This is a genomic window from Bradyrhizobium sp. UNPF46, assembly GCF_006658625.1.
Lineage (GTDB): Bacteria > Pseudomonadota > Alphaproteobacteria > Rhizobiales > Xanthobacteraceae > Bradyrhizobium > Bradyrhizobium nitroreducens.
The window spans coordinates 1-20541 of sequence record NZ_LFJB01000084.1; the positions used below are offsets into that span (position 1 = coordinate 1).

The 20541-nt window shown below is 64.3% G+C and carries 20 protein-coding genes; 9 read left to right on the forward strand and 11 right to left on the reverse strand.

Annotated elements, in window-relative coordinates:
• The first annotated feature begins 201 nt into the window (after positions 1 to 201).
• Complete coding sequence (locus UNPF46_RS29870) at positions 202 to 642, forward strand: DUF1489 family protein (RefSeq protein WP_100174643.1); 441 nt, start codon at positions 202 to 204, stop codon at positions 640 to 642.
• On the opposite strand, the gene panC is transcribed toward UNPF46_RS29870, so the two are convergent.
• Positions 639 to 1490, reverse strand: a complete 852-nt coding sequence (gene panC, locus UNPF46_RS29875) for a pantoate--beta-alanine ligase (RefSeq protein WP_100174644.1) — start codon at positions 1488 to 1490, stop codon at positions 639 to 641. The two genes, UNPF46_RS29870 and panC, sit on opposite strands and share 4 nt — an antisense overlap.
• A gap of 284 nt (positions 1491 to 1774) precedes the next feature.
• Here panC and UNPF46_RS29880 point away from each other — a divergent pair, with 284 nt between their 5' ends.
• The 4 genes from UNPF46_RS29880 to UNPF46_RS29895 all read left to right on the forward strand — a co-directional run bounded on the left by UNPF46_RS29880 (position 1775) and on the right by UNPF46_RS29895 (position 5593).
• Complete coding sequence (locus tag UNPF46_RS29880; RefSeq protein ID WP_100174645.1) at positions 1775 to 2698, forward strand: division plane positioning ATPase MipZ; 924 nt, start codon at positions 1775 to 1777, stop codon at positions 2696 to 2698.
• A 341-nt stretch (positions 2699 to 3039) separates the two neighbouring features.
• On the forward strand, positions 3040 to 3900 hold the full coding sequence (locus UNPF46_RS29885) for an alpha/beta fold hydrolase (RefSeq protein WP_100174646.1): 861 nt from the start codon (positions 3040 to 3042) through the stop codon (positions 3898 to 3900).
• A gap of 145 nt (positions 3901 to 4045) precedes the next feature.
• Positions 4046 to 4795, forward strand: a complete 750-nt coding sequence (locus tag UNPF46_RS29890; RefSeq protein ID WP_142252393.1) for a vWA domain-containing protein — start codon at positions 4046 to 4048, stop codon at positions 4793 to 4795.
• A gap of 72 nt (positions 4796 to 4867) precedes the next feature.
• A complete protein-coding gene (locus UNPF46_RS29895) occupies positions 4868 to 5593 on the forward strand; it encodes a DnaJ domain-containing protein (RefSeq protein WP_100174648.1) in 726 nt (241 codons plus the stop codon).
• Positions 5594 to 5821: 228 nt separating this feature from the next.
• On the opposite strand, the gene UNPF46_RS29900 is transcribed toward UNPF46_RS29895, so the two are convergent.
• On the reverse strand, positions 5822 to 7672 hold the full coding sequence (locus tag UNPF46_RS29900; protein WP_142252394.1) for a D-alanyl-D-alanine carboxypeptidase: 1851 nt from the start codon (positions 7670 to 7672) through the stop codon (positions 5822 to 5824).
• A gap of 397 nt (positions 7673 to 8069) precedes the next feature.
• Between UNPF46_RS29900 and UNPF46_RS29905 the strand changes: the two genes are divergently transcribed.
• Positions 8070 to 8408 carry a phasin family protein gene (locus UNPF46_RS29905; RefSeq protein ID WP_097658894.1) on the forward strand — a complete coding sequence of 113 codons (339 nt, stop codon included), beginning with the start codon at positions 8070 to 8072 and terminating at the stop codon, positions 8406 to 8408.
• 76 nt (positions 8409 to 8484) lie between these two features.
• Here UNPF46_RS29905 and UNPF46_RS29910 read toward each other — a convergent pair whose 3' ends face one another.
• Positions 8485 to 9831, reverse strand: a complete 1347-nt coding sequence (locus UNPF46_RS29910) for a pilus assembly protein (RefSeq protein WP_142252395.1) — start codon at positions 9829 to 9831, stop codon at positions 8485 to 8487.
• A 484-nt stretch (positions 9832 to 10315) separates the two neighbouring features.
• On the opposite strand from UNPF46_RS29910, the gene clpS reads away from it, so the two are divergent.
• Positions 10316 to 10648 (forward strand): ATP-dependent Clp protease adapter ClpS, encoded by a 333-nt coding sequence (clpS, locus tag UNPF46_RS29915; protein ID WP_026202494.1) that lies wholly within the window; start codon positions 10316 to 10318, stop codon positions 10646 to 10648.
• A 284-nt stretch (positions 10649 to 10932) separates the two neighbouring features.
• Complete coding sequence (clpA, locus tag UNPF46_RS29920) at positions 10933 to 13332, forward strand: ATP-dependent Clp protease ATP-binding subunit ClpA (RefSeq protein ID WP_142252396.1); 2400 nt, start codon at positions 10933 to 10935, stop codon at positions 13330 to 13332.
• Positions 13333 to 13405: 73 nt separating this feature from the next.
• Here the strand turns inward: clpA and UNPF46_RS29925 are convergent, their stop codons facing one another.
• Positions 13406 to 13858: a PEGA domain-containing protein gene (locus tag UNPF46_RS29925; RefSeq protein WP_097658898.1), complete on the reverse strand. Its 453-nt coding sequence runs from the start codon at positions 13856 to 13858 to the stop codon at positions 13406 to 13408.
• Between the two features lie 254 nt (positions 13859 to 14112).
• A complete protein-coding gene (locus tag UNPF46_RS29930) occupies positions 14113 to 14691 on the reverse strand; it encodes a hypothetical protein (protein WP_142252397.1) in 579 nt (192 codons plus the stop codon).
• Positions 14692 to 14997: 306 nt separating this feature from the next.
• Between UNPF46_RS29930 and UNPF46_RS29935 the strand changes: the two genes are divergently transcribed.
• Positions 14998 to 15429, forward strand: a complete 432-nt coding sequence (locus UNPF46_RS29935; RefSeq protein ID WP_142252398.1) for a hypothetical protein — start codon at positions 14998 to 15000, stop codon at positions 15427 to 15429.
• A gap of 512 nt (positions 15430 to 15941) precedes the next feature.
• Here UNPF46_RS29935 and UNPF46_RS29940 read toward each other — a convergent pair.
• The 6 genes from UNPF46_RS29940 to UNPF46_RS29960 form a co-directional block, all read right to left on the reverse strand.
• Complete coding sequence (locus tag UNPF46_RS29940) at positions 15942 to 17363, reverse strand: MFS transporter (RefSeq protein ID WP_142252399.1); 1422 nt, start codon at positions 17361 to 17363, stop codon at positions 15942 to 15944.
• 70 nt (positions 17364 to 17433) lie between these two features.
• Positions 17434 to 17772 (reverse strand): c-type cytochrome, encoded by a 339-nt coding sequence (locus UNPF46_RS29945; protein ID WP_142252400.1) that lies wholly within the window; start codon positions 17770 to 17772, stop codon positions 17434 to 17436.
• A gap of 12 nt (positions 17773 to 17784) precedes the next feature.
• Positions 17785 to 17949: a hypothetical protein gene (locus tag UNPF46_RS37960; RefSeq protein WP_181770176.1), complete on the reverse strand. Its 165-nt coding sequence runs from the start codon at positions 17947 to 17949 to the stop codon at positions 17785 to 17787.
• A gap of 65 nt (positions 17950 to 18014) precedes the next feature.
• Positions 18015 to 19040: an aldo/keto reductase gene (locus UNPF46_RS29950; protein WP_142252401.1), complete on the reverse strand. Its 1026-nt coding sequence runs from the start codon at positions 19038 to 19040 to the stop codon at positions 18015 to 18017.
• 116 nt (positions 19041 to 19156) lie between these two features.
• Positions 19157 to 19393: a hypothetical protein gene (locus UNPF46_RS29955; protein WP_142252402.1), complete on the reverse strand. Its 237-nt coding sequence runs from the start codon at positions 19391 to 19393 to the stop codon at positions 19157 to 19159.
• 92 nt (positions 19394 to 19485) lie between these two features.
• On the reverse strand, positions 19486 to 20442 hold the full coding sequence (locus UNPF46_RS29960) for an AraC-like ligand-binding domain-containing protein (protein WP_142252403.1): 957 nt from the start codon (positions 20440 to 20442) through the stop codon (positions 19486 to 19488).
• Between the last annotated feature and the right edge of the window lie 99 nt (positions 20443 to 20541).

Consider the following 20541-nt stretch of genomic DNA (forward strand, 5'->3'; position numbering starts at 1 on the left):
GTGCCGGCGGCTGCCTCGGCCCAGGCGGCGGCGACCGCGGCACCACCGGCCGCGAAGAAGCCGCCGGCGCCGAAGGCCGCGCGCGCGCCCGCCGCACCGGTTCCGCTGGCGCCCCCGCCGGCGTCGGTGGCCGCTCCGGCGGCTGCGGATAACGAGTAGATCGGCATTCCAAATGCGAAGCTGCCCGGCTAATGCTTGGGCATGCCGCTACACCTGATCAAGCTCGCCGTCGGTTGCGACTCCGTCAAGGAATTGAAGGAGTGGGTGGCCGAGCGGATGCAGACCGCCAAGAAGAAAGGTCTGCCGCAACATCACATCCACATCACCCGCATGGTCCCCAAGCGCGACGCCGAGATCCTCGCGGGCGGGTCGCTCTATTGGGTGATCAAGGGCGAGATCGCCGCGCGGGAAAAGATCATCGGCATCGAGCCGTTCCGCGACAAGGACGGCATCGGGCGCTGCCGCATCGTGATGCAGCCGAAGGTGATCTCGGTGTCGCCGCGGCCGATGCGGCCGTTCCAGGGCTGGCGCTATCTCACCGAGGATTCCGTGCCGCCGGATCTCGGCAAGTCCGCCGCCGGCTCGATCGCGGCCATGCCGGAGCCGATGCGGCGCGAATTGCGCGATCTCGGGCTGCTCTAAACTCCGATATTGTCGATCAGGCGGGTGCTGCCGAGCTTGGCTGCGACCAGGATCCGCAACGGGCCGTCCTTGCGCGAGGTGACCGGCGCCAGCGTCTCGGCGTGGCGGACCTCGTAATAGTCGAGGGCAAAGCCCGCCGCCTTGATCATCTCGGCGCCGCCGGCCATCGCAGGGGCGATGGCATCGCCGGCCTTGATCCGCTGCGCGCTCTCCCTCATGGCGCGGTAGAGGGTAGGGGCGGTCTGCCGCTCCTCGGGCGACAGGTAGACGTTGCGCGAGGACATCGCGAGCCCGTCGCGTTCGCGCACGGTGCGCGAGCCGATCACCTTGACGCCGAGGTCGAGGTCGCGCGCCATCTGGGTCACCACCCGCAGCTGCTGAAAGTCCTTTTCGCCGAAGATCGCAACGTCCGGCCGGCATTGGGTGAACAGCTTGCCGACCACGGTGGCGACGCCGCCGAAGAAGTGCGGGCGGAAGCGGTCCTCGAGGCCGGCCAGCGCCGGCCCCTCCGGCACGATGCGGGTGGCAAAGCCGTCGGGATACATGGCCTTCACCTCCGGATGCCAGACGATGTCGACGTCCTCGGCGGCGAGCTTGGCGATGTCGGCCTTCCAGGTGCGCGGATAGGCGCCAAAATCCTCGGTCGGGGCGAACTGGGTCGGGTTGACGAAAATCGAGACCACGACGCGGCTGGCGCGCCGCTTGGCGAGGCGAACGAGAGACACATGTCCGTCATGGAGGGCCCCCATGGTTGGGACCATCGCGATCGTGGCCTTTCGCTTGCGAAGATTGTCGACGGCGCGGCGCAAGGCCGGGACCGTGCGGGCGATCAGGGGGCTTGATGACATCAGGACTCGACAGGGTTTTGGAATCGGCGCGGCGTGATCCGGGCGCCCGGGGCGGCTAACCTTAACAAGCGGCGGGCATGGACGCCATGCATGGGGATGCGGCACAGCATCCCGCGCACGGCCGCGCGACAGCGCGACATTGTGGGCTGGATCACAGACGAAGATTGGTGCCGCGATTCATGATGAAGAACGGCGCAGTACGATTTGCATTTCCCGTCACGCATTTCACTTGACCGCAGACGCGGCCAACTCGAAGATATTCATTAGGGGTGTTGAGGATCGCCATGCTTGTGCAGGCTAGCCAAGGCCAATCCGGCTCGGCGCATGTGGTCGTGCTCGGCAACGAGAAGGGCGGCTCCGGCAAATCGACCACCGCCTTGCACATCGCGGTCGCGCTCCTGAAGGCCGGCCAGCGCGTCGCCACCATCGACCTCGACTGCCGCCAGCAGAGCTTCACCCACTATATCAACAACCGTTCCGCCTGGGCCCGCCGCACCAAGCTCGACCTCGAGCTGCCGGTGCATCGCTGCATCAAGCTCGGCGAGACCATGCAGATTGCAGAGAATGAGAATTCCGAGTTCCAGCAGTTCATGGAAGCGGTCTCGGCGGTCGAGAGCAGCTTCGACTTCATCGTGATCGATACGCCCGGCACCGACAGCTATCTGATGCGCCTCGCGCACTCGATGGCGGACACGCTGGTGACGCCGATCAACGACAGCTTCCTGGATTTCGACGTGCTCGGCACCGTCGATCCCGCCAACTACGCGGTGACGGGCGAGAGCCATTACGCCGAGATGGTGCGCGACGTCCGCCGCAAGCGCCGCCAGCTCGACGGGGCGACCACCGACTGGATCGTGGTGCGCAACCGCCTGTCGATGCTCGGCTCGCGCAACAAGCAGCTGGTCGCCGAAGGGCTGAAGGATCTGTCGCTGCGGCTCGGCTTCCGCTACGTCGACGGCTTCGCCGAACGCGTCGTCTATCGCGAGTTTTTCCCGCGCGGCCTGACCGCGCTGGACGAGATCGACGAGGCCACGCTCGGCATGCGGCCCAATCTCGGCCACCTCACCGCGCGGGAAGAGGTGACGAGCCTGCTCCGCCAGCTCAAGCTGCCGCTCGACGAGCGCGGCCGTCGCCGCGCCGCCAACCGGGCCGAGTGGTTCAACCAGGTCGACAAGCCGCTCGAAGTCCACGACATCTTGGGCGCCTGAAGCGGTATAACGCTACTTCCGATCGATCCGGGCGGCGGGTTCCCAAGGGAACGCCGGCGGCCTTCGGCCGTTTTCATCCTACGTTTACTGCGAAATTGAACCCAATCGAGACCGGTTGCGTCGGATGGTGAGCTGCATCCTGACGTAGCCATCAGAAAACGGGGTGCCCAGAAAACGTGTGCGGCGCACAACGAAAGAGCTGCAAGTTCACAATATTTGGCCTTCCTGTCACGCGCCTGTGACATATATTGGGGAATAGGCGACCAGAGGCCGAAGAGCCTCGGAACAACACGATTTTCAACAGGGATTCAGGCCGCAAGCGCCTGAGGCTGAGGACGAAAATGAAGCGTGGAATTGCCGTTCTGGTTTCGGTCAGTGCCCTCTGCGGCATCGCCTATTTCACGGCGAGCAAGTGGGCGATCAAGCACGAGACCATCACCTTTTACGACGCCTCGCGCGATAATCGTCCTGTGCCGGTTTACATCGCCGTGCGCCGCGACAAGGAAATGCAGGCCAATGCCGGCATGATCACGCTGCCGGTCGCGGTGATCAATCACGGCAACACGGTCAAGAACACCGAGTACGGCTTCCTCGCCAACATCTTCGCTGCGCGCGGCTACATGGTCGTGAGCCCGCAGCACGATCTGCCGACCGACCCTCCGATGGTCACCAAGCCAGGCGAGCTCTATGTCGGCCGACTGCCGCAGATCCTGCGCGGTGTCGCCAACATTCATCTTGCCATGCAGGAGATGAAGAAGGTTCAGCCCAACGCCGACTACGCCAGGGTGACGATGGTCGGCCATTCCATGGGCGGCGACATCACCATGTATTTCGCCAAGCAGTATCCGGATGAGGTCAAGAAGGTCGTCACGCTCGACAATCTGCGCGTGCCCTTCGTCACCGCCGGCAAGTTCAAGATCCTGTCGTTCCGCTCGCAGGATCCGCAGTTCAAGACCGATGCCGGCGTGATCCCGACCGACGAGGAATGCGAGAAGGCGGGCATCCAGGTCGTGAAGACCGAATTTCAGCATAACGACATGCGCGATACCGGCCCGGATGTCGCCAAGAGCTCGATCCAGAGCATGCTCGACAAATTCCTGAGCGCGACCGACAGCGAGATCGCGCCGGTCGACACGCAATCGTCGCCGCCCAACATCCTCGAGCCTGGCCCCGTCGCGCTGATGGCGCCTGCCAAGAGCTGAGATCGAGAGCCGAGATCGAGCTGACGTTCTCGACACCGACTACGCTGATTGCCAAAGCCCCCGCCGGCTCCGTCCGCGGGGGCTTTGCACGTTGACCGGGCTGCCTGCGCTGACCACATTAGCTGCTCAGGTCAAGGGTCGAGGGATGTCAGGCGAACCCATCAAGCCGTCTCGCGGCGATGCCGTCTCGGCGCAAGCGGGGGGCACGGTGCCGCAAGCCGAAACGTCGACGGCGCAGGACATCGCCGCTTTCGTCGCCAGGGCGCGGGCGCTGTCACCCCATGCGCCGGGCGCGAAGGGGCGGCTGATCTTCGCATTGGATGCGACGATGAGCCGGCAACCGACCTGGGACATGGCCTGCGCGCTTCAGGCCGACATGTTTCGCGAGACCGCGGCGCTCGGCAGCCTCGACATCAGGCTGGTCTATTATCGCGGCCTGAACGAGTGCCGCGCCACGGGGTGGATCTCCGACAGCACCAGGCTGGCGGCGCTGATGAGCAAGATCGATTGCCGCGGCGGCGATACCCAGATCGGCAAGGTGTTGAGCGAGGCGCGTCGCGAGGCGGTGGCGTCCGGCGTGCGGGCCGTTGTCTTCGTCGGCGACGCCATGGAGGAGAGGGTCGACGAGCTCTGCGCCAAGGCCGGCGAGCTCGGCATGCTCAAGGTGCCCGTGTTCGTGTTTCAGGAAGGTCATGACGCCGTCGCCGAGCAGGCCTTTCGCGAGATCGCGCGCCTGACCGGCGGTGCCTGGTGCCGGTTCGATCCGGGAGCGGCGGCGCAGTTGCGTGAGCTGCTGCGGGCGGCCGCGGCCTATGCTGCCGGCGGTCGCGAGGCATTGCTGAAATTGGCGAAGACCGCGAGCGGCGCGGCCAAGCTGATCGGTCAGATGAAGTAGCGCCCCGGCCGCCGCGGCTCGCGGCGGCGCGCATGCCATGCATTTTGCCGCGAGGGCGACTATATTCCGGTCATGACCCTGATCGCCGGCGCTGTCGCAATTATCACGCTTTATCTGCTGCTCCAGATGTTCCGCGCCGCCAATCCGGCGGTGCTGGCGCGCACCATCAGATTCGGCGGCGGCGTGCTGGCGCTGGCGATCGCAGCCTTCACGGGCTTGCGCGGTGAGCTGGTGGTGGCGATCCCGCTCGGATTCTTCGGCGCCGGGCTGCTGGGCTGGACCCCGCTGGCAAATGCCGGCTTCGGCAATATCGGCGGGCTGTTCGGCGGCGGTGCTGCGCCCGCGTCGGGGCAGACCTCGCGGGTGCGCTCGCAATTCCTGGATATGCGGCTCGACCACGATTCCGGCCAGCTCGGCGGGCAGATCGTCGCCGGGCCTCACGCCGGGCGCGATCTCGGCGAGTTCGATCTTCCGAGCCTGCTGGCCATGGTCCCGACGTTCGACGCCGAGAGTGTGGCCTTACTTGAAAGCTATCTGGACCGCCGGTTTCCCGCTTGGCGTCAGAACGCGCAGGGCGATGCGGCAGGGGGGCAGCGCCGCGCGGCGGCGAGCAGCAAAATGACGGCGGAGGAGGCCTATCAGATCCTTGGCCTGCAGCCGGGGGCGGGGCGTGACGACATCAGCCGGGCGCACAAGTCCCTGATGAAGAAACTCCATCCCGACCAGGGGGGCTCGAACTATCTCGCTGCCCGGGTAAACGAGGCCAAGGATACTCTGCTTCGCACGCATAACGGCTAACTCCGGCACCACGCTACAAACGCCCGTACCCGCGTGAGCTCCGTTTGCTCTGTCTGTCGTCGCCCCGATGCCCGCCGTTGTCGGCGTGGTCGATCTCTTGAGTAAAAATTTAACCGTAAATTGTTGACGAGAGGTTGTCGCGGAACAGACTTCGCATCACCGCGTCGGCGAAACGAAAAAAGCCCGCGCCGAAGGCGCGGGCTTTTGATCGGAGCGATGTGACGAGGATCAGTTGCGGACGGTGATGCAGGAGATCTCGGCGCGCTTCAGGGCGCGGCAGACCGCTTCGGCCTGATCGCGCTCGAGCCCGGCGAAGCGGGCGCGGTAGAGCTTGCGATTGTCCTTGGCGAGGACGGGCTCGGTGAACGGATCGGCCTTGCTGAGCAGGCCGCGGGCCGAGCTGCGCGCGGCGTCGATGCGCTGCTGGGCTTCGTTCTCGCTCTCGAGCGCGCCGACCTGGACGATCCAGCCGCTGTGGGTGACGACCGGCTTGGCGGTGGCGCTCATCTGGATCGGCTGCGGCGCCGGATCGGCAGAAGCGAGCTTCGGAGCGACCGGAGCGGGCGCGGCGGCGGTTGCAGCCGGCAGCACGCCGAGGATGCCGTTGCCGGTGCCGAACCCGGCGGGCTGCCGCGGCAGCTCGGTGCGGGCGACGTCCGCCTTCGGCGCGTCCGGCGGGCTCATCATCTCGGGCTTGTTGATCAGATCGGCGCGGGCGACGACGGCGCCGGAGGTTTCCGCGACGTCGGAGCGGGACATAACGGTGTTCGTGACCTGCGGCGCGACCGCGGCCGGGGCGGCCGAGGCGACCTTCACGGCGCCGGCCTTGACCTGAACCGTTTTGACCCTGACCGGCTTCATCGGCTCGGACGAGCCGGGGATGATGGAGAGAGGCTGGCTCGAGATCACGCCATTGGTGAGCGGCGCGGGCTCGATCTTGGATTCCGTCTGCCGAACCTCGGGCTTGCTGGCTTCCGGCTTGATCGGGGCCGGCGGCACCGCGGCCGTGGCGGCAGCCAGCGTCGACAGGCGGGCCGCCAGACGCGATGGGGCGGCCTCGGGAGCGGGGGCCGCGGCCTGGACCGGCGCAGCGGGACGAGCCGGCGGCGTATCCGAGGCGTCGGCAACTTCGGTGGCTGCGTCAGCGCCATTGCGCTCGGTGACCGCGGCAACGGTGTGCGTGGTCGCGCCCTTCTCGAGATTCTCGGCCAGCAGATTGCGCATGATGGCATCGCGCGAGCCGCCGCTGCGGCCGCCGAGCACGACGCCGATCAGGTGACGGTTGCCGCGGCGCATCGAGCTGACGAGGTTGAAGCCGGAGGCGCGGGTGTAGCCGGTCTTGATGCCGTCCACGCCCTCGACGCTGCCGAGCAGGTGATTGTGATTGCGGATCGACTGGCCGCGCCAGTTGAAGGTCGAGGTCGCGAAATAGCGATAGTAGCGCGGGAAGCGCTCCTGGATGGCGCGGCCGAGCGTGGCCTGGTCGCGCGCGGTCGTGACCTGCTCGTCGTTGGGAAGGCCGTTGGCGTTGCGGTAGACGGTCCGGGACATGCCGAGCGCGCGCGCCTTGCGCGTCATCATCTGGGCAAAGTCGTCCTCGTCGCCGGCGATCGCTTCGGCGATCACGACGGCGGCGTCGTTGGCGGAGCGGGTGACGAGACCCTTGATCGCGTCCTCGACACGGATGGTCTGGCCGGCACGCAGGTTCAGCTTGGTCGGATCCTGATCGGCGGCGTGCTGGGACACCGGCATCTCGGTGTCGAGCTTCATCTTGCCGGACTCGAGGCGCTCGAACAGCAGGTAGAGCGTCATGATCTTGGTCAGCGAGGCGGGGTGGCGGATGCCGTCGGGGCTCGTTGCCTGCAGCACCGCGCCGGAATTGCCGTCGACGATGATGGATGCGAATTTCGGGCTGGAACTGTCGGATACATCGCGCTGCACCCGGTGATGCGCGTAGTGCCGGCGATGGCGCCGCGCCTCGGCGGCATCGGTCGTGAAGATGACCGCGGTGGTGACCGTAAGAAGCCCGAAAACGCCAACCCGCGCCAAGCGCGAGGAAGACAAGTTTTTACGAAGCATGGAACCCCGTCCCCGTTTCTCAACTGATCACCGGCTCGTGAGGCGAAATTGTGCCCAATGGACCCGGGATCATTACCTGCTCAGGCTGTCCCTCCGCTGGTGTTCGCCGCGGGGGACGTTCGGCCTGAGCCGCTATTCTGGCTAAGGTGATGTTCTCAAACGGCTTTTGACCGCCTGCGGAAGCTGAACACGTCCAGGGAATCAGGGTAGGGGGCTGCGGTTTCCAAAAGCTTAAGGAACCCTTGCGGGAAACCCCGGGAATCTCCGCGACTTGCGTCCTTTGATAGCTCTTTTTGTGCGACGCACAAGATTCTTGACTTTTTTGTGCGTTGCACTAATTGTGGGCAGGTCAGGGAGCCGGGGCTTCCCGACGCGAGCCAGGGAAAAGGATTCCGAAATGTTCAAGGTTGAAGACTTTCAGAACTACGGGAAAGAGCACTTCGAGCAGTACGTCGCCTCCGCGACCTCGGTGCAGCACGGCCTCCAGGCGATTGCCAGCGCCTATGGCGACTATACGAAGAAGTCGTTCGAAGACACCAAGTCCTTCGTCGAGAAGCTTTCCGGCGTGAAGTCCCTGGACAAGGCCATGGAAGCGCAGACCGATTTCGCCCGTTCCGCCTACGAGACCTTCGTTGCGGAATCGCAGAAGATCGCCGGCCTCTACAGCGACCTCGCCAAGCAGGCGTTCAAGCCGGTCGAGACCATCGTGTCGAAGTTCACCCCGGCCGCCCAGTAACGTTTCTTCGCGACATTCTGGAATCGAAAAGCCCGGCTGAACCAGCCGGGCTTTTTGTTTGCGCGCGGTCGATCCGTCAGCGCGCCACGCGCAGCTTCGACAGCGAGGTGCCGATGTCCTTGAACACCGAGACGGTCTGGCTGGCCGAGGTGACCAGGTAGAACTTGTCGCTGCTGCTGGCGCAATATTGCAATACGCTCGAGGTCGGATCGCTGCCGGTGTTCACCTGCACCGTGTAGATCGTGATGTTCTCGGCCTTGGCGTTGTCGCAGAGCTTCTTCTGTCGCGCGTCGATCTGCGAAGCATTGTTGTACCAGCGGTTCTGTGTGTTCAGTCCGTCGGAGAGCAGAACGATCGCGTCCTTGTAGGTGTAGTTCGGGTCCTTGGCCGGCGCGTTCATGGGATTGCCGGTCGACAACGTCATCCAGCCCCAGGCGAGGCCGATACCCTGGTTGGTGTTGCCGGTCGGCTTCATGGCGTCGATGCGGCTCTTGAGCGAGCTCCAGGCATAGCTCAGCGGCATGATCGGTTGCAGATAGGACGAGCTGCCGGAGTCGCAGTAGGAATATTGCTCGGCGGGGAAGAGTGTTCCCACATTGCCGCTCGTCGGCGTGGTGTTCTTGATGTCGTAGTCCTGGTCGCGATCGACCACGCAACCGGTCCAGGTGCTGTGGTTGGCCGGCGTCCATTTCCAGTTATTGCAGTTCCAGTTGTTGCCCGAAGTGCAGCTCCAACTGCCGTTGGCGGCATCCCAATCGCTGAAGTCGACCCAGTCCTTGTTGTAGTTGCTGGCGCCGACGTTGACGTCCTTGGCGAACGGAACGATCGAGATGTACACGTCGCCGTCGGCCTTCGCGAGCGCGCTGAGTTGGTCGACCAGATTCTTCGCGGCCGTCTGCATCGCGGGCATCTTGCCGTCCTGGGCCATGGAGCCGGTGTTGTCGAGCACCAGGGCGACGCGCATGCGGACATTGCCCCAGGCGCTGGTGGACGTTGTGCCGATGCCGAGCGTCGGGAAGCCGGCGATCTTCATGAAGCTGGTGGTGTAGGTGCCGGTGCCGTTGAGCTGGATCGTCGAGCCCATGCTGGTGCTCGCCGTGTAGGTGGCGGCGACGCTGACCGACGGCAGGGTGGCGGTGCCGGTAAACAGCCCGTTGAAATAGGCTTGCGCCTTCGCGCTGATCTGCGACGGGGTGATGGTGCCGGCCGACAGATCCTTGGAGAGCATCAGGGCGGCGGAGTCGAGGGCCGCCTGCATCGACGTGCGGGCCTGGGCGGCGCGGCTGTAGTCCACCGCGGCGCCGATGAAGCCCAGCACCGGGACCAGCGCGATGGCGAAGATCACGGCTATATTGCCTTGCTCGGCCGCTGCGAAGCGGGCAAGCCGTCGACCGATCAGGCTGACAAGCGGCGAGCGAAACATGACGATCCCCCTGAGATCCGTGGTTTGCCCGATTTCGCGCCATGCCGTTGAATGCTTGGTAAATTGCACCGTAGAAGTCCGGGGTATCCCCGGCGAAACGTCGCAATCGCGTAAAATGACCGAGTTCCTGGTCAACATGTTCTAGACGGGAGCGGCATAAATTTTGTCAAATCGGTCCGGATTGATTAACCTTGCGAAGATCGCCCGGACTGGGAATCGGGACCGCCCTGTGGCCGCATCGGCCGGACTTTTGCGCGCTTGCGGCGAGCCGGGGGCAGGCCCATATTGCTGGCGAACAATCCGGCTCGGGCCGGATTTGTCGGGAGCGGCGATCCAACGAGGCGGCGCGCCTGCGCCAGGCTCCGAAGGGCGGGGCGCGCGGCGACCGCCATTCGCTTCCGTGGGGAATTTGAACGCCTGAGCCATGCCGCAATTGACTTCCAGACTCGACCTGTCCGCGCCAGCCGCTGCCTACGCTCCTCGCATGAGCAATGACGAGAACCGTTCGGGCAATCCCTCGGGGCCGAACACTTCGGTCATCACCAAGGTCAAGCCCAAGACCAAACGGCCGAACCTCTACCGCGTGCTGATCCTGAACGACGACTACACGCCGATGGAGTTCGTCGTCCACGTGCTGGAAAAGTTCTTCAACAAGGACATCGAGGCCGCGACCAAGATCATGCTGCACGTTCATCATCACGGCATCGGGGAGTGCGGCGTGTTCACCTACGAGATCGCCGAGACCAAGGTGACGCAGGTGATGGATTTCGCCCGCAAGCACCAGCATCCGCTGCAATGCGTGATGGAAAAGAAGTAATCGCGCGTTCGCGTTCTTTAGAGTGGTTCTGTTCGCGTGGTGTGTGATGGCAGCACATCCTGCTGCATGATTCCCGAGCACATCGCGTCCAGCGTCAATCCTGCCCAAATGGGCAGGTCTGCCCAAATCGGAACGGGTTTTGCATCGAAAATACCGCGGGAGTGTCGCGGCCGAGTCGCGGAACCGGTCTTTCGCCGCGGTCTTGTATAACTATATGTGACAAAGGTTGTTGTTGCCTGACCGGGCGATCACGACCATGATGGTGGGGGCCATAGAGGACGCGAATGCCGACTTTTTCCCAAAGCCTTGAACAATCCCTGCATCGTGCGCTGGCGATCGCAAACGAGCGTCATCACCAATACGCGACGCTCGAGCATCTCTTGCTCTCCTTGATCGACGACTCCGATGCAGCCGCCGTCATGCGCGCCTGTAGCGTCGATCTCGACAAGCTCCGCACGAGCCTTGTCAATTACCTTGAAACCGAATTCGAGAATTTGGTGACGGATGGCGCCGACGACGCCAAGCCGACAGCCGGCTTCCAGCGCGTGATCCAGCGCGCGGTGATCCATGTGCAGTCGTCCGGTCGCGAAGAGGTGACCGGCGCCAACGTGCTGATCGCGATCTTCGCCGAGCGCGAGAGCCATGCCGCGTATTTCCTGCAGGAGCAGGACATGACGCGCTATGACGCCGTCAACTACATCAGCCACGGCATCGCCAAGCGCCCGGGCGTCTCCGAGGCGCGGCCCGTGCGCGGCGTCGACGAGGAGACCGAGGCCAAGGGCAACGAGGACGCCAAGAAGAAGGGCGAGGCGCTCGAGACCTATTGCGTCAACCTCAACAAGAAGGCGCGCGACGGCAAGATCGATCCGGTGATCGGACGCAATTCCGAGATCAACCGTGCGATCCAGGTGCTGTGCCGCCGGCAGAAGAACAATCCGCTGTTCGTCGGCGAAGCCGGCGTCGGCAAGACCGCGATCGCGGAAGGCCTCGCCAAGCGTATCGTCGACAGCGAAGTGCCGGAGGTGCTGGCTGCGGCGACGGTGTTCTCGCTCGACATGGGCACGCTGCTCGCGGGCACGCGCTATCGCGGCGACTTCGAAGAGCGCCTGAAGCAGGTGCTGAAGGAGCTCGAGGCGCATCCCAACGCCATCCTGTTCATCGACGAGATCCACACTGTGATCGGTGCGGGCGCGACGTCGGGTGGGGCGATGGATGCCTCGAACCTGCTCAAGCCGGCGCTTGCCTCGGGCACGATCCGCTGCATGGGCTCGACGACGTACAAGGAATATCGCCAGCACTTCGAGAAGGACCGCGCGCTGGTGCGGCGCTTCCAGAAGATCGATATCAACGAGCCGACCGTCGAGGACGCCATCGCCATCCTCAAGGGCCTCAAGCCGTATTTCGAGGACTATCACCGGCTGAAGTACACCAATGAGGCGATCGAGGCTGCGGTGCAGCTGTCCTCGCGCTACATCCACGACCGCAAGCTGCCCGACAAGGCGATCGACGTGATCGACGAGTCCGGTGCGGCACAGATGCTGGTCGCGGAGAACAAGCGCAAGAAGACCATCGGCATCAAGGAGATCGAGACCACGATCGCCTCGATGGCGCGGATCCCGCCGAAGAGCGTGTCGAAGGACGATGCCGAGGTGCTCAAGCATCTTGAGCAGACCCTGAAGCGCACCGTGTTCGGCCAGGACAAGGCGATCGAGTCGCTCGCAGCTTCCATCAAGCTCGCACGCGCGGGCCTGCGTGAGCCGGAGAAGCCGATCGGCTGCTACCTGTTCTCCGGTCCGACCGGCGTCGGCAAGACCGAGGTCGCAAAGCAGCTCGCGGCGTCGCTCGGCGTCGAGCTGCTGCGCTTCGACATGTCCGAATACATGGAGCGGCACACCGTGTCGCGCCTGATCGGCGCGCCTCCCGGCTATGTCGGCTTCGACCAGGGCGGCCTGCTCACCGACGGCGTCGACCAGCATCCGCATTGCGTGGTGCTGCTCGACGAGATCGAGAAGGCGCATCCCGACCTCTACAACGTGCTGCTCCAGATCATGGATCACGGCCGGCTCACCGATCACAACGGCAAGCAGGTCAACTTCCGCAACGTGATCCTGATCATGACCACGAATGCGGGTGCTTCGGATCTGGCCAAGCAGGCGTTCGGCTTCACCCGCTCGAAGCGGGAAGGCGACGACCACGAGGCGATCAACCGGCAGTTCGCGCCGGAATTCCGCAACCGCCTCGATGCCATCGTCTCGTTCGGCCATCTCAGCGTCGAGGTGATCGGCACGGTGGTCGAGAAGTTCGTGCTCCAGCTCGAGGCTCAGCTCGGCGACCGCGACGTCACCATCGAGCTGTCCGAGCCCGCCAAGGCCTGGCTGGTTCAGCACGGCTATGACGAGCAGATGGGCGCGCGGCCGATGGCCCGCGTGATCCAGGAGCACATCAAGAAGCCGCTGGCCGACGAGGTGCTGTTCGGCAAGCTCAAGAGCGGTGGCCACGTCCGCGTCGTCCTGGTCAAGGACGAGGCCGACGAGACCAAGGAGAAGATCGGCTTCGAGTTCGTCGAGGGCCCGGTCACGCCGAAGCAGGAGAAGCTGCCCGGCGCCCGCAAGCGCCCGCCGGGCAAGTCCAAGCCGGGCGGCCCGAAGGGGCCGACCTCCAAGGGTCCGCTGGTCAAGGCTTGATCAGGCGCGCAACATGAATCGAAAGGCCGGCTGAAGAGCCGGCCTTTTTGTTTGGGAGGCAGTGCGGGACCGCTTACGTCCCGGTATCGGGCGGTGGTGCCGCCGGCGCCCGTGGCTTTTTCGGCGCCGCCGGCCGCGCGCGGACCGTCGGCTGCATCGTCACGATGACCGGATTGGGCTTGTGATCGGTGGCTGCACCGGTCGCGGCATCGACGCCCATGCCGACGACGCCGCCGAGCAGGAGATTGCCGGCGAAGCCGGCGGCCCCTGATGTCGGGATGTCCCGGCTGAGCGGGACGATCTGCGGCTCGTAGCCTTCCTTCTGGAAGGTGATCGAGATGTCGGCGTTTCGCTTGACGACGACCGAACAGGGCGTCGTGCAGGTGGTCGGAACTTCCATTCCGCTGACGACGGCTTCCACGCCTGAAGGTGTCGATGAGATGCTGATATTTTCAGTCGTGCCGCGCGTGACAGACGCGCAGCCGCCCAGCATGACGCTGAGCGCCGCAATTCCCAGTAAACGCATGAAGTGCCCCTTATTCCCCGCGACAATCAAGCGCAACCGGAGCGCGAGGGCAATAGGTCATTGGTCCGGATAGTTAAGCCACGCAGGGGTTGTGCACGGACATGGTGGGGACCTCGACGTGGGGCTGTGCGATTGGGGATCATAATCTTGACCAAGCGGGTGCCCGCCGTCGGCGGAACTGGCGCGTTCAGCCTGCCCGTTCCGGAAATGTTAAGCCGTGGTGGCAGAACTCAACCGACACACGTTGGACGAATTCAGGGGGCTCCCTGATCAGGAGATTGTTGCTCTGGTGTGGGCGGCAATGCAGGGCCGCCGTACTTCGGCAGCGACAAAAAGAAGAGCGAGGTCCAAGCGTTCTCCAACGCGCTACAAAGACGCTGGGCATCTCGAAGGCTGGCCCGGTCTCGCTCCTCGGTCGTCAAAGCGAGTTCTTTGAAGGCTTGTGGCTTGCTGAAGCGAACTCTTCTCGAGACGCGCGTCAACCGCCCATCAGGTCTAAACCAGTGACTGTGCACATATCGATTGCGTGCAGGCCGGAGTTCGTTGTCGATTTGATCAAGCAATTGGGCGTATTCTTTAAACCAAGCATTGCCGGTCCGACGCTCATAGACCAGTGCTTTGAGCGTTTGAATCTTGTTTCGAATGTCCATATTTGACGTAATGGCATTCGCAAGATTGCTTCCCTCTTCGAGAAGGATCATTCGCGAGATGAGGAAGTCCATCACGTCTTCAACCCGCGACCAGTTGATGCAGATGTGGCCGATGACAAGAGCTAGTTTGTTGAAGTGCGGATCGTCATAAGCCTTCCGCTTTTTGGGAGCCTTGCGCGGCATGAAAAAACCTAAAGAGGAAAAAGGGATTGAATTGCATCACGACGCGTGGGAGCGATTCGAACGCGCTGCTACTGTAGTGGGAAAAAGCCCGCCAGCCCCGGCAACGAGAGCCGGAAAAGGCAAAATCCGGGAAGCCACGGATAGGAACAAAAAAAGATCGATTCGCTGTCTACAGCGAGATCGTGCTGGAGCCAACTGTCAATTACTTTCATGCCATTTTCCCACGCATTAATTGCTGGCTGGCTCCTTGAAGCGCTGGCTCCTCCGCCATACTATGACTGGGTAGAGGAACCTGCGAGGGCCACCATGACTATGACCACGCCCCTTGATAGCGAGATTGCTCAGCTTGAAGCCGAGCTGGAGAGCGATCCCCGTTTTCTCCGACTAAAGCGCCTACGCACCCTCCGCGAAGGCTATCTGGACCTTCCCGCCGTTGCTCCATCCAACGCCGCGCCCTCCGATCAGCAGGAAAGCTATTTCACTCTTGGACCGGGACCCGCCCAACGGTCCGGCCGACGGCGGTCGCCGGAGCGGGAGCTAGCTCTGCAAGAGGCGCGCATGCTTCTGCGGGGTAAGACGGAGCCAACCAGGATCACGGAGATTGATGCACATCTGGAGGCGAGGGGAATCCGCCTCGGAGGCTCCGATCCCCTCAACAATCTCAGCGCGCTTCTTTCCGGGGCAGGCGACTTCATCGCGCACGGTCGCGCGGGATGGACGCTGGATCAGCCGCACTAGGGAGGATGAAACTACCCCGATCCAATCGCGGTCGAGATCAGGGCAGCAATAGGCCGGGTCAAGTGGCTTCAACACTTGCCCGGCCAGACCGCAGACTAAACCGACCTCAGTTGAGGTGGCACTAGATCGCGGCTCACAGCTACAAAGATAGCGGCTCTGGCGCCATTTTCAACTGAGGTCTCCCAGCAATGCGCCACTAGGGAGACCTATCATGCGCGTCCAATACCCGTTGACTGCCCTAAAGGCTTCGTTTGCCAAATATCTCGTTGAGATAAATGGTTGGAGCCAAACCAAAACTGCAATCTTCTTGGAACTTAACCAAGGCAGCGTGTCCCGCGCCGTGAATGGCAAGAGGCACGCGGGAGTGCCGCCGGTAGATCCATCGACGTACAAGCCGCCGTCGGCGCCGACGTCGTCATAGCCTTTGTGAGGCGCCTCGGTCGGGCGCCTCATTTTTCTTCGCTTCCAAGCGAGCGAAGCAGGCGCTGCATTGTCAAGGTTATACTCCCGCTCTAGTCCCCCCGCAGGCGCTGATCGTCCTGCACGCGGACCTGCTCGGCGCCGCGTGCGCCAGCCGGGGACAGCCGCAGCATGCTCAGCACCGCGCCGCAGAGCGCGAAGCCTACGCCTGCGAAGAGCGCCAGCCTGGTGCCCTCGACCGGATAGCGGCCGAGCAACAGCGCCACCAGCGCCGCGCCGGTGGTCTGGCCGAGCAGGCGCGCCGTGCCCAGCATGCCGCTGGCACCGCCGGCGCGCTCGCGCGGGGCGGCTGCGATCATGGTGCGGTTGTTGGGGGTCTGGAACAGGCCGAAGCCGGCGCCTGCCAGCGCCATCCGCCAGATCACGTCCAGCGGCGTTGGCGCTGCAGGCAGCAGCGCGAGCGCGGCAAGGCCGCAGGCGAACAGCGTGAGCCCGATGCCGCCGAGCAGGCCGGCCGGGTAATGCTCGACCAGGCGACCGGCCAGCGGCGCCGCGAACGCCACCGCGATCGGCCATGGCGTGATCAACAGGCCCATATGCACCGCCGAATAGCCGAAGCGGCTCTGCAGGTAGAACGGGATCGCGACGAAGGCCAGCATCTGCCCGCAGAACGAGGCGATCGAAGTCGCGATCGACAGCGCGAACACCGGGATGCGCAACAGGTCGACCGGCAGCAGCGGCGAGGTCATGTGCGTCTCGCGATAGACCAGCAGCGCGCCGGCGACGAGCGCGATGGCGAACTGGATCAGGCAGGTGATCGCCGCCTCGCCATGGCCGACGCTGTCGACCGCCGCGATGCCGACGCCGAAGGTGATCGCGGAAAGTCCCGCGCTCTGCCAGTCGAACGAATGGCTGGCAGGCCTGGTGTGCGGCAGGCTGCGCAAGCCGACCAGCAGCGTCACAGCGCCGAGCGGCACGTTGATGGCGAACAGCCAGGGCCAGCTTCCGACCGCAAGGATGCCTGCGGCGAGCGTCGGGCCGATTGCGGCCGAGAATGCGACGACGAGTGCGTTGAGCCCGATGCCGCGGCCAAGCTGGCTGCGTGGATAGGTGAAGCGCACGAGCGCCGAATTGACGCTCATGATGCCGGCGGCACCAAAGCCCTGGAGGATGCGTGCGACCGTCAGCAGCGGCAGCGTATGCGCCAGCGCGCAGAAGGCGGAGGCGAGCGTGAACAGCACCAGCCCGACCAGATAGACGCGGCGATAGCCGACGATCTCGCCGAGCGAGGCCAGCGGCAGCAGCGAGATCGTGATCGCGAGCTGATAGCCGTTGACGATCCAGATCGAGAAGGCCGGGCTCGCATCGAGGTCGGCCGCGATCGTCGGCAGCGCGACATTGGCGATGGCGCTGTCGACCACCGCCATGATGATGCCGAGCGCAATGGTCAGCACCGCCTGGTTGCGCTGAGGCTGCGGCAGGCCGTCGGCATGCTCGATGGGGGCGGAAGACATCGTAAAGCGTGTTCGGTTGGAAGCTGCTGGTCCGCAACTTGGTCCGACCCGGGATGGTTCCCGTTCAGCCCTATTTAGGCTTCCGCAGCTCCTGAATCGCTCTCAGGTAGCTTACCACGGCCGCGGCGTCGTCGCGGCCGAATCGAAACGTCGGCATGAAGCGGTGAATGCTGCTGTAACCCTCCTGGAGGCGCTCCATGAAATCGGGGTCGTAGAGCTTGTTCTCGCCGAGGGTCCGGAAAGGCGGTGCCAGTTCGTTTCGGCTCGTGCCCGTCTTGCCGACCGCGTGACACCGTGCGCACATCTGCTGCAGCAATGCCTCAGCGCGCCGCTGTTCGAGGTCCAGGGCTTGACTAACGCTGCTCCACAGAACGCCAACGGCCAGCAGCGCCGGCGCAAACCTATTCATCGCGCACTCCCGTCATTCCCAGCGCGAGGTTGCCTTGGCCCAGACGTAGAGTGCGATCAAGGCGATCGTTACCCCCGTGGAGAAGATCAGGATGCGGCGATCCCAATCGATCCTCTCTCGCTCCGCTCTTCTGAAAGAGAGAGCCATGAACACGGCCTTCATGGCAAATCGGCGCATCGGGGGCCTCGCGACGGCCGCAGAATGTCACGGCCGGCACAAGCAGGTTTGATGCAGCTCAAGGTTCAGACCGCCGGTGGGTTCCGGTCCGTGAAGGTCGTACGCTGATGCCAGTAGGGATAGGGCAGCGTCACCTTGCTGGCCGCGTCGAGCTTTGCGATCTGGTCCTTGGTCAGCGACCAGCCAACCGCGCCGAGGTTCTCGCGCAGCTGCGCCTCGTTGCGCGCGCCGATGATCAGCGTCGACACGGTCGGGCGCTGCAGCAGCCAGTTCAGGGCGATCTGCGACACGCTCTTGCCGGTCTCCTTCGCGACCTCGTCGATGGCATCGACGACGCGATAGACGTGCTCGTCCGGCACCGGCGGGCCGAACTCCGCCGTCTTGGGCAGGCGGCTCACCTCGGGCTTGGGCTGCCCCCGGCGGATCTTGCCCGTGAGGCGTCCCCATCCGAGCGGCGACCAGACCACCGCACCGAGGCCCTGGTCGAGGCCGAGCGGCATCAGCTCCCATTCGTAGTCGCGGCCGATCAGTGAATAATAGGTCTGGTTGGCGACGTAGCGCGGGAAGCCGTGCCTGTCGGCAACGCCGAGCGACTTCATCAGGTGCCAGCCGGAGAAATTCGAAACGCCGACATAGCGGATCTTGCCGGCGCGCACGAGCACGTCGAGGGTCGAGAGCACCTCTTCGGGCGGGGTGAAGGCGTCGAAGCCATGAAGCTGGAACAGGTCGATGTAGTCGGTGCCGAGCCGCTTGAGCGAACCGTCGATGGCCGTGAGCAGATGCTGCCGCGACGAGCCGATGTCGTTGGGGCCGTCGCCGAAGCGGAAGGTCGCCTTGGTCGAGATCAGCACCTTGTCGCGGCGGCCCTTGATGGCCTCGCCGAGAACGCGTTCGGATTCACCGAGCGAATAGACATCGGCGGTGTCGAACATCGACACGCCGGCCTCGATACAGATGTCGAGCAGGCGCCGCGCCTCGGTCGCGTCCGTCGTGCCCCAGGCGGCGAGGCGGCCGACGCCGCCGAACGTGCCAGTGCCAAGGCTCAGAGCGGGCACCATGAGGCCTGACCGGCCCAAGCGTCGGTATTCCATCGATATGCTCCCTCGGCTGGCCGCTGAATGATCGTTGCGGCCTTGATACCAAGGTTAGCGCAAGCAAACGCCTTGTCCTATCACGCGCTCACATACCGGCCTTGCTCGGGAATGCCCTAATCGTGCCGCAGCATATCATCGAGCGCGGCATCGACGATGCGCGGGCCGGCGGCCTTCGCCGTGAATTTCGCCTCGTTGCTCGCGACGGACAAGTCAGCGCAGCCGAGATCTCGATTGCGCGCCCGTTGCGGCAGCAGCGTCAGACCCCATCCCACCACGACGAGCACCGCGAGACGGATCGCGATGACGCTCAGCAACAGTTCGGTTCCGCTGGTGGTCGCGTGAGTTCTCATGCGTGCAGCCTGATGCACGCATGACGGCAAGACAATCTGGAATTGGCGAGCCGAGCCTTCGCCGCTGACGAAGGCTCGGGAAGATGGCTGCCTCAGTGCCGCAACTGGCTCTGCCGGAAGTCGCGCGGCGACATGCCGAATTGCTCGCGAAAAACGCGGCCGAAATGCGAGACGTCGTTGAAGCCCCAGGCGAACGCGATCTCGCTGATGTGGCGATGGACGAGCAGGGGCGAGGCGAGATCGCGCCGACAATGGGCGAGGCGTTCGGCGAGAACGAAACGTTGGAAAGACGTGTCCTCGTCGGCGAGAAGGTCGTTCACGTAGCGCGGCGAGATGCCGAGTGCCGCTGCGGTCTCCGATAATGAAAGGTCGGGATCGGCCAGGTGGGCGCGGACGTGCGCCTTGAGCCGGTAGATCAGCGCGGAGCGGTGGGTCGAGGACCGCAGCGAGGTCTTGCCGAGCCGCTCGCTCAGTGCCATCGCGAGCAGATCGACGGCCTGCTCCGACAATGCGGCGGCGTTGTCGGACGCCAGCCGGTCGGCGCTCTGGCAAAGCCGGAAGATGAAATCATAGGCGAGCCGCTCGAGCGGTGCCTCAGAACCGAACGACATTGCGGTCAGCGTCTCGGTGCCGCCGAGCCGGCGCTGCAACATCTCGCGCGGCACCTTGAAGATGGATTGCGTGAAAGGATCGTCGAACTTCAGCTCGTAGGGGCGCGTGGTGTCGTAAAGCGCGAACTCGCCGGGATGGATCACGGTCTCGCGGCCGTCCTGCACCACGCCGCCATCGCCGCGATGGCCGAGCGCGACCAGCACGAAGTCCTGGTCCGAGCGCGCGATGCGGGAGGGCGTGCGGAACACATGCTGTCGGTCCGAGCACACCTCGGAGCAGACCGCCTTGCCGAGCGAAGCTTGCGTCACCGACCCGCGAAAGGCGCTGCCGAGATCCGACTTGCAGTCGAGCCCGACGAAGACGTCGCAGACGATGTCCTGCCAGAGGGCGAGCCGCCGATGGCCGGGGCTGCCGTCCGTCGTGAACTGGATTGTCATTGGGACAGCCTCCCTTTCACATTCCGCAAAGCCGCGTGTTGGCGCAGATCGAGCCTAGCCGGAGGCAAATCCCGTACCGGGCGCCGATCCCTTCCAGTC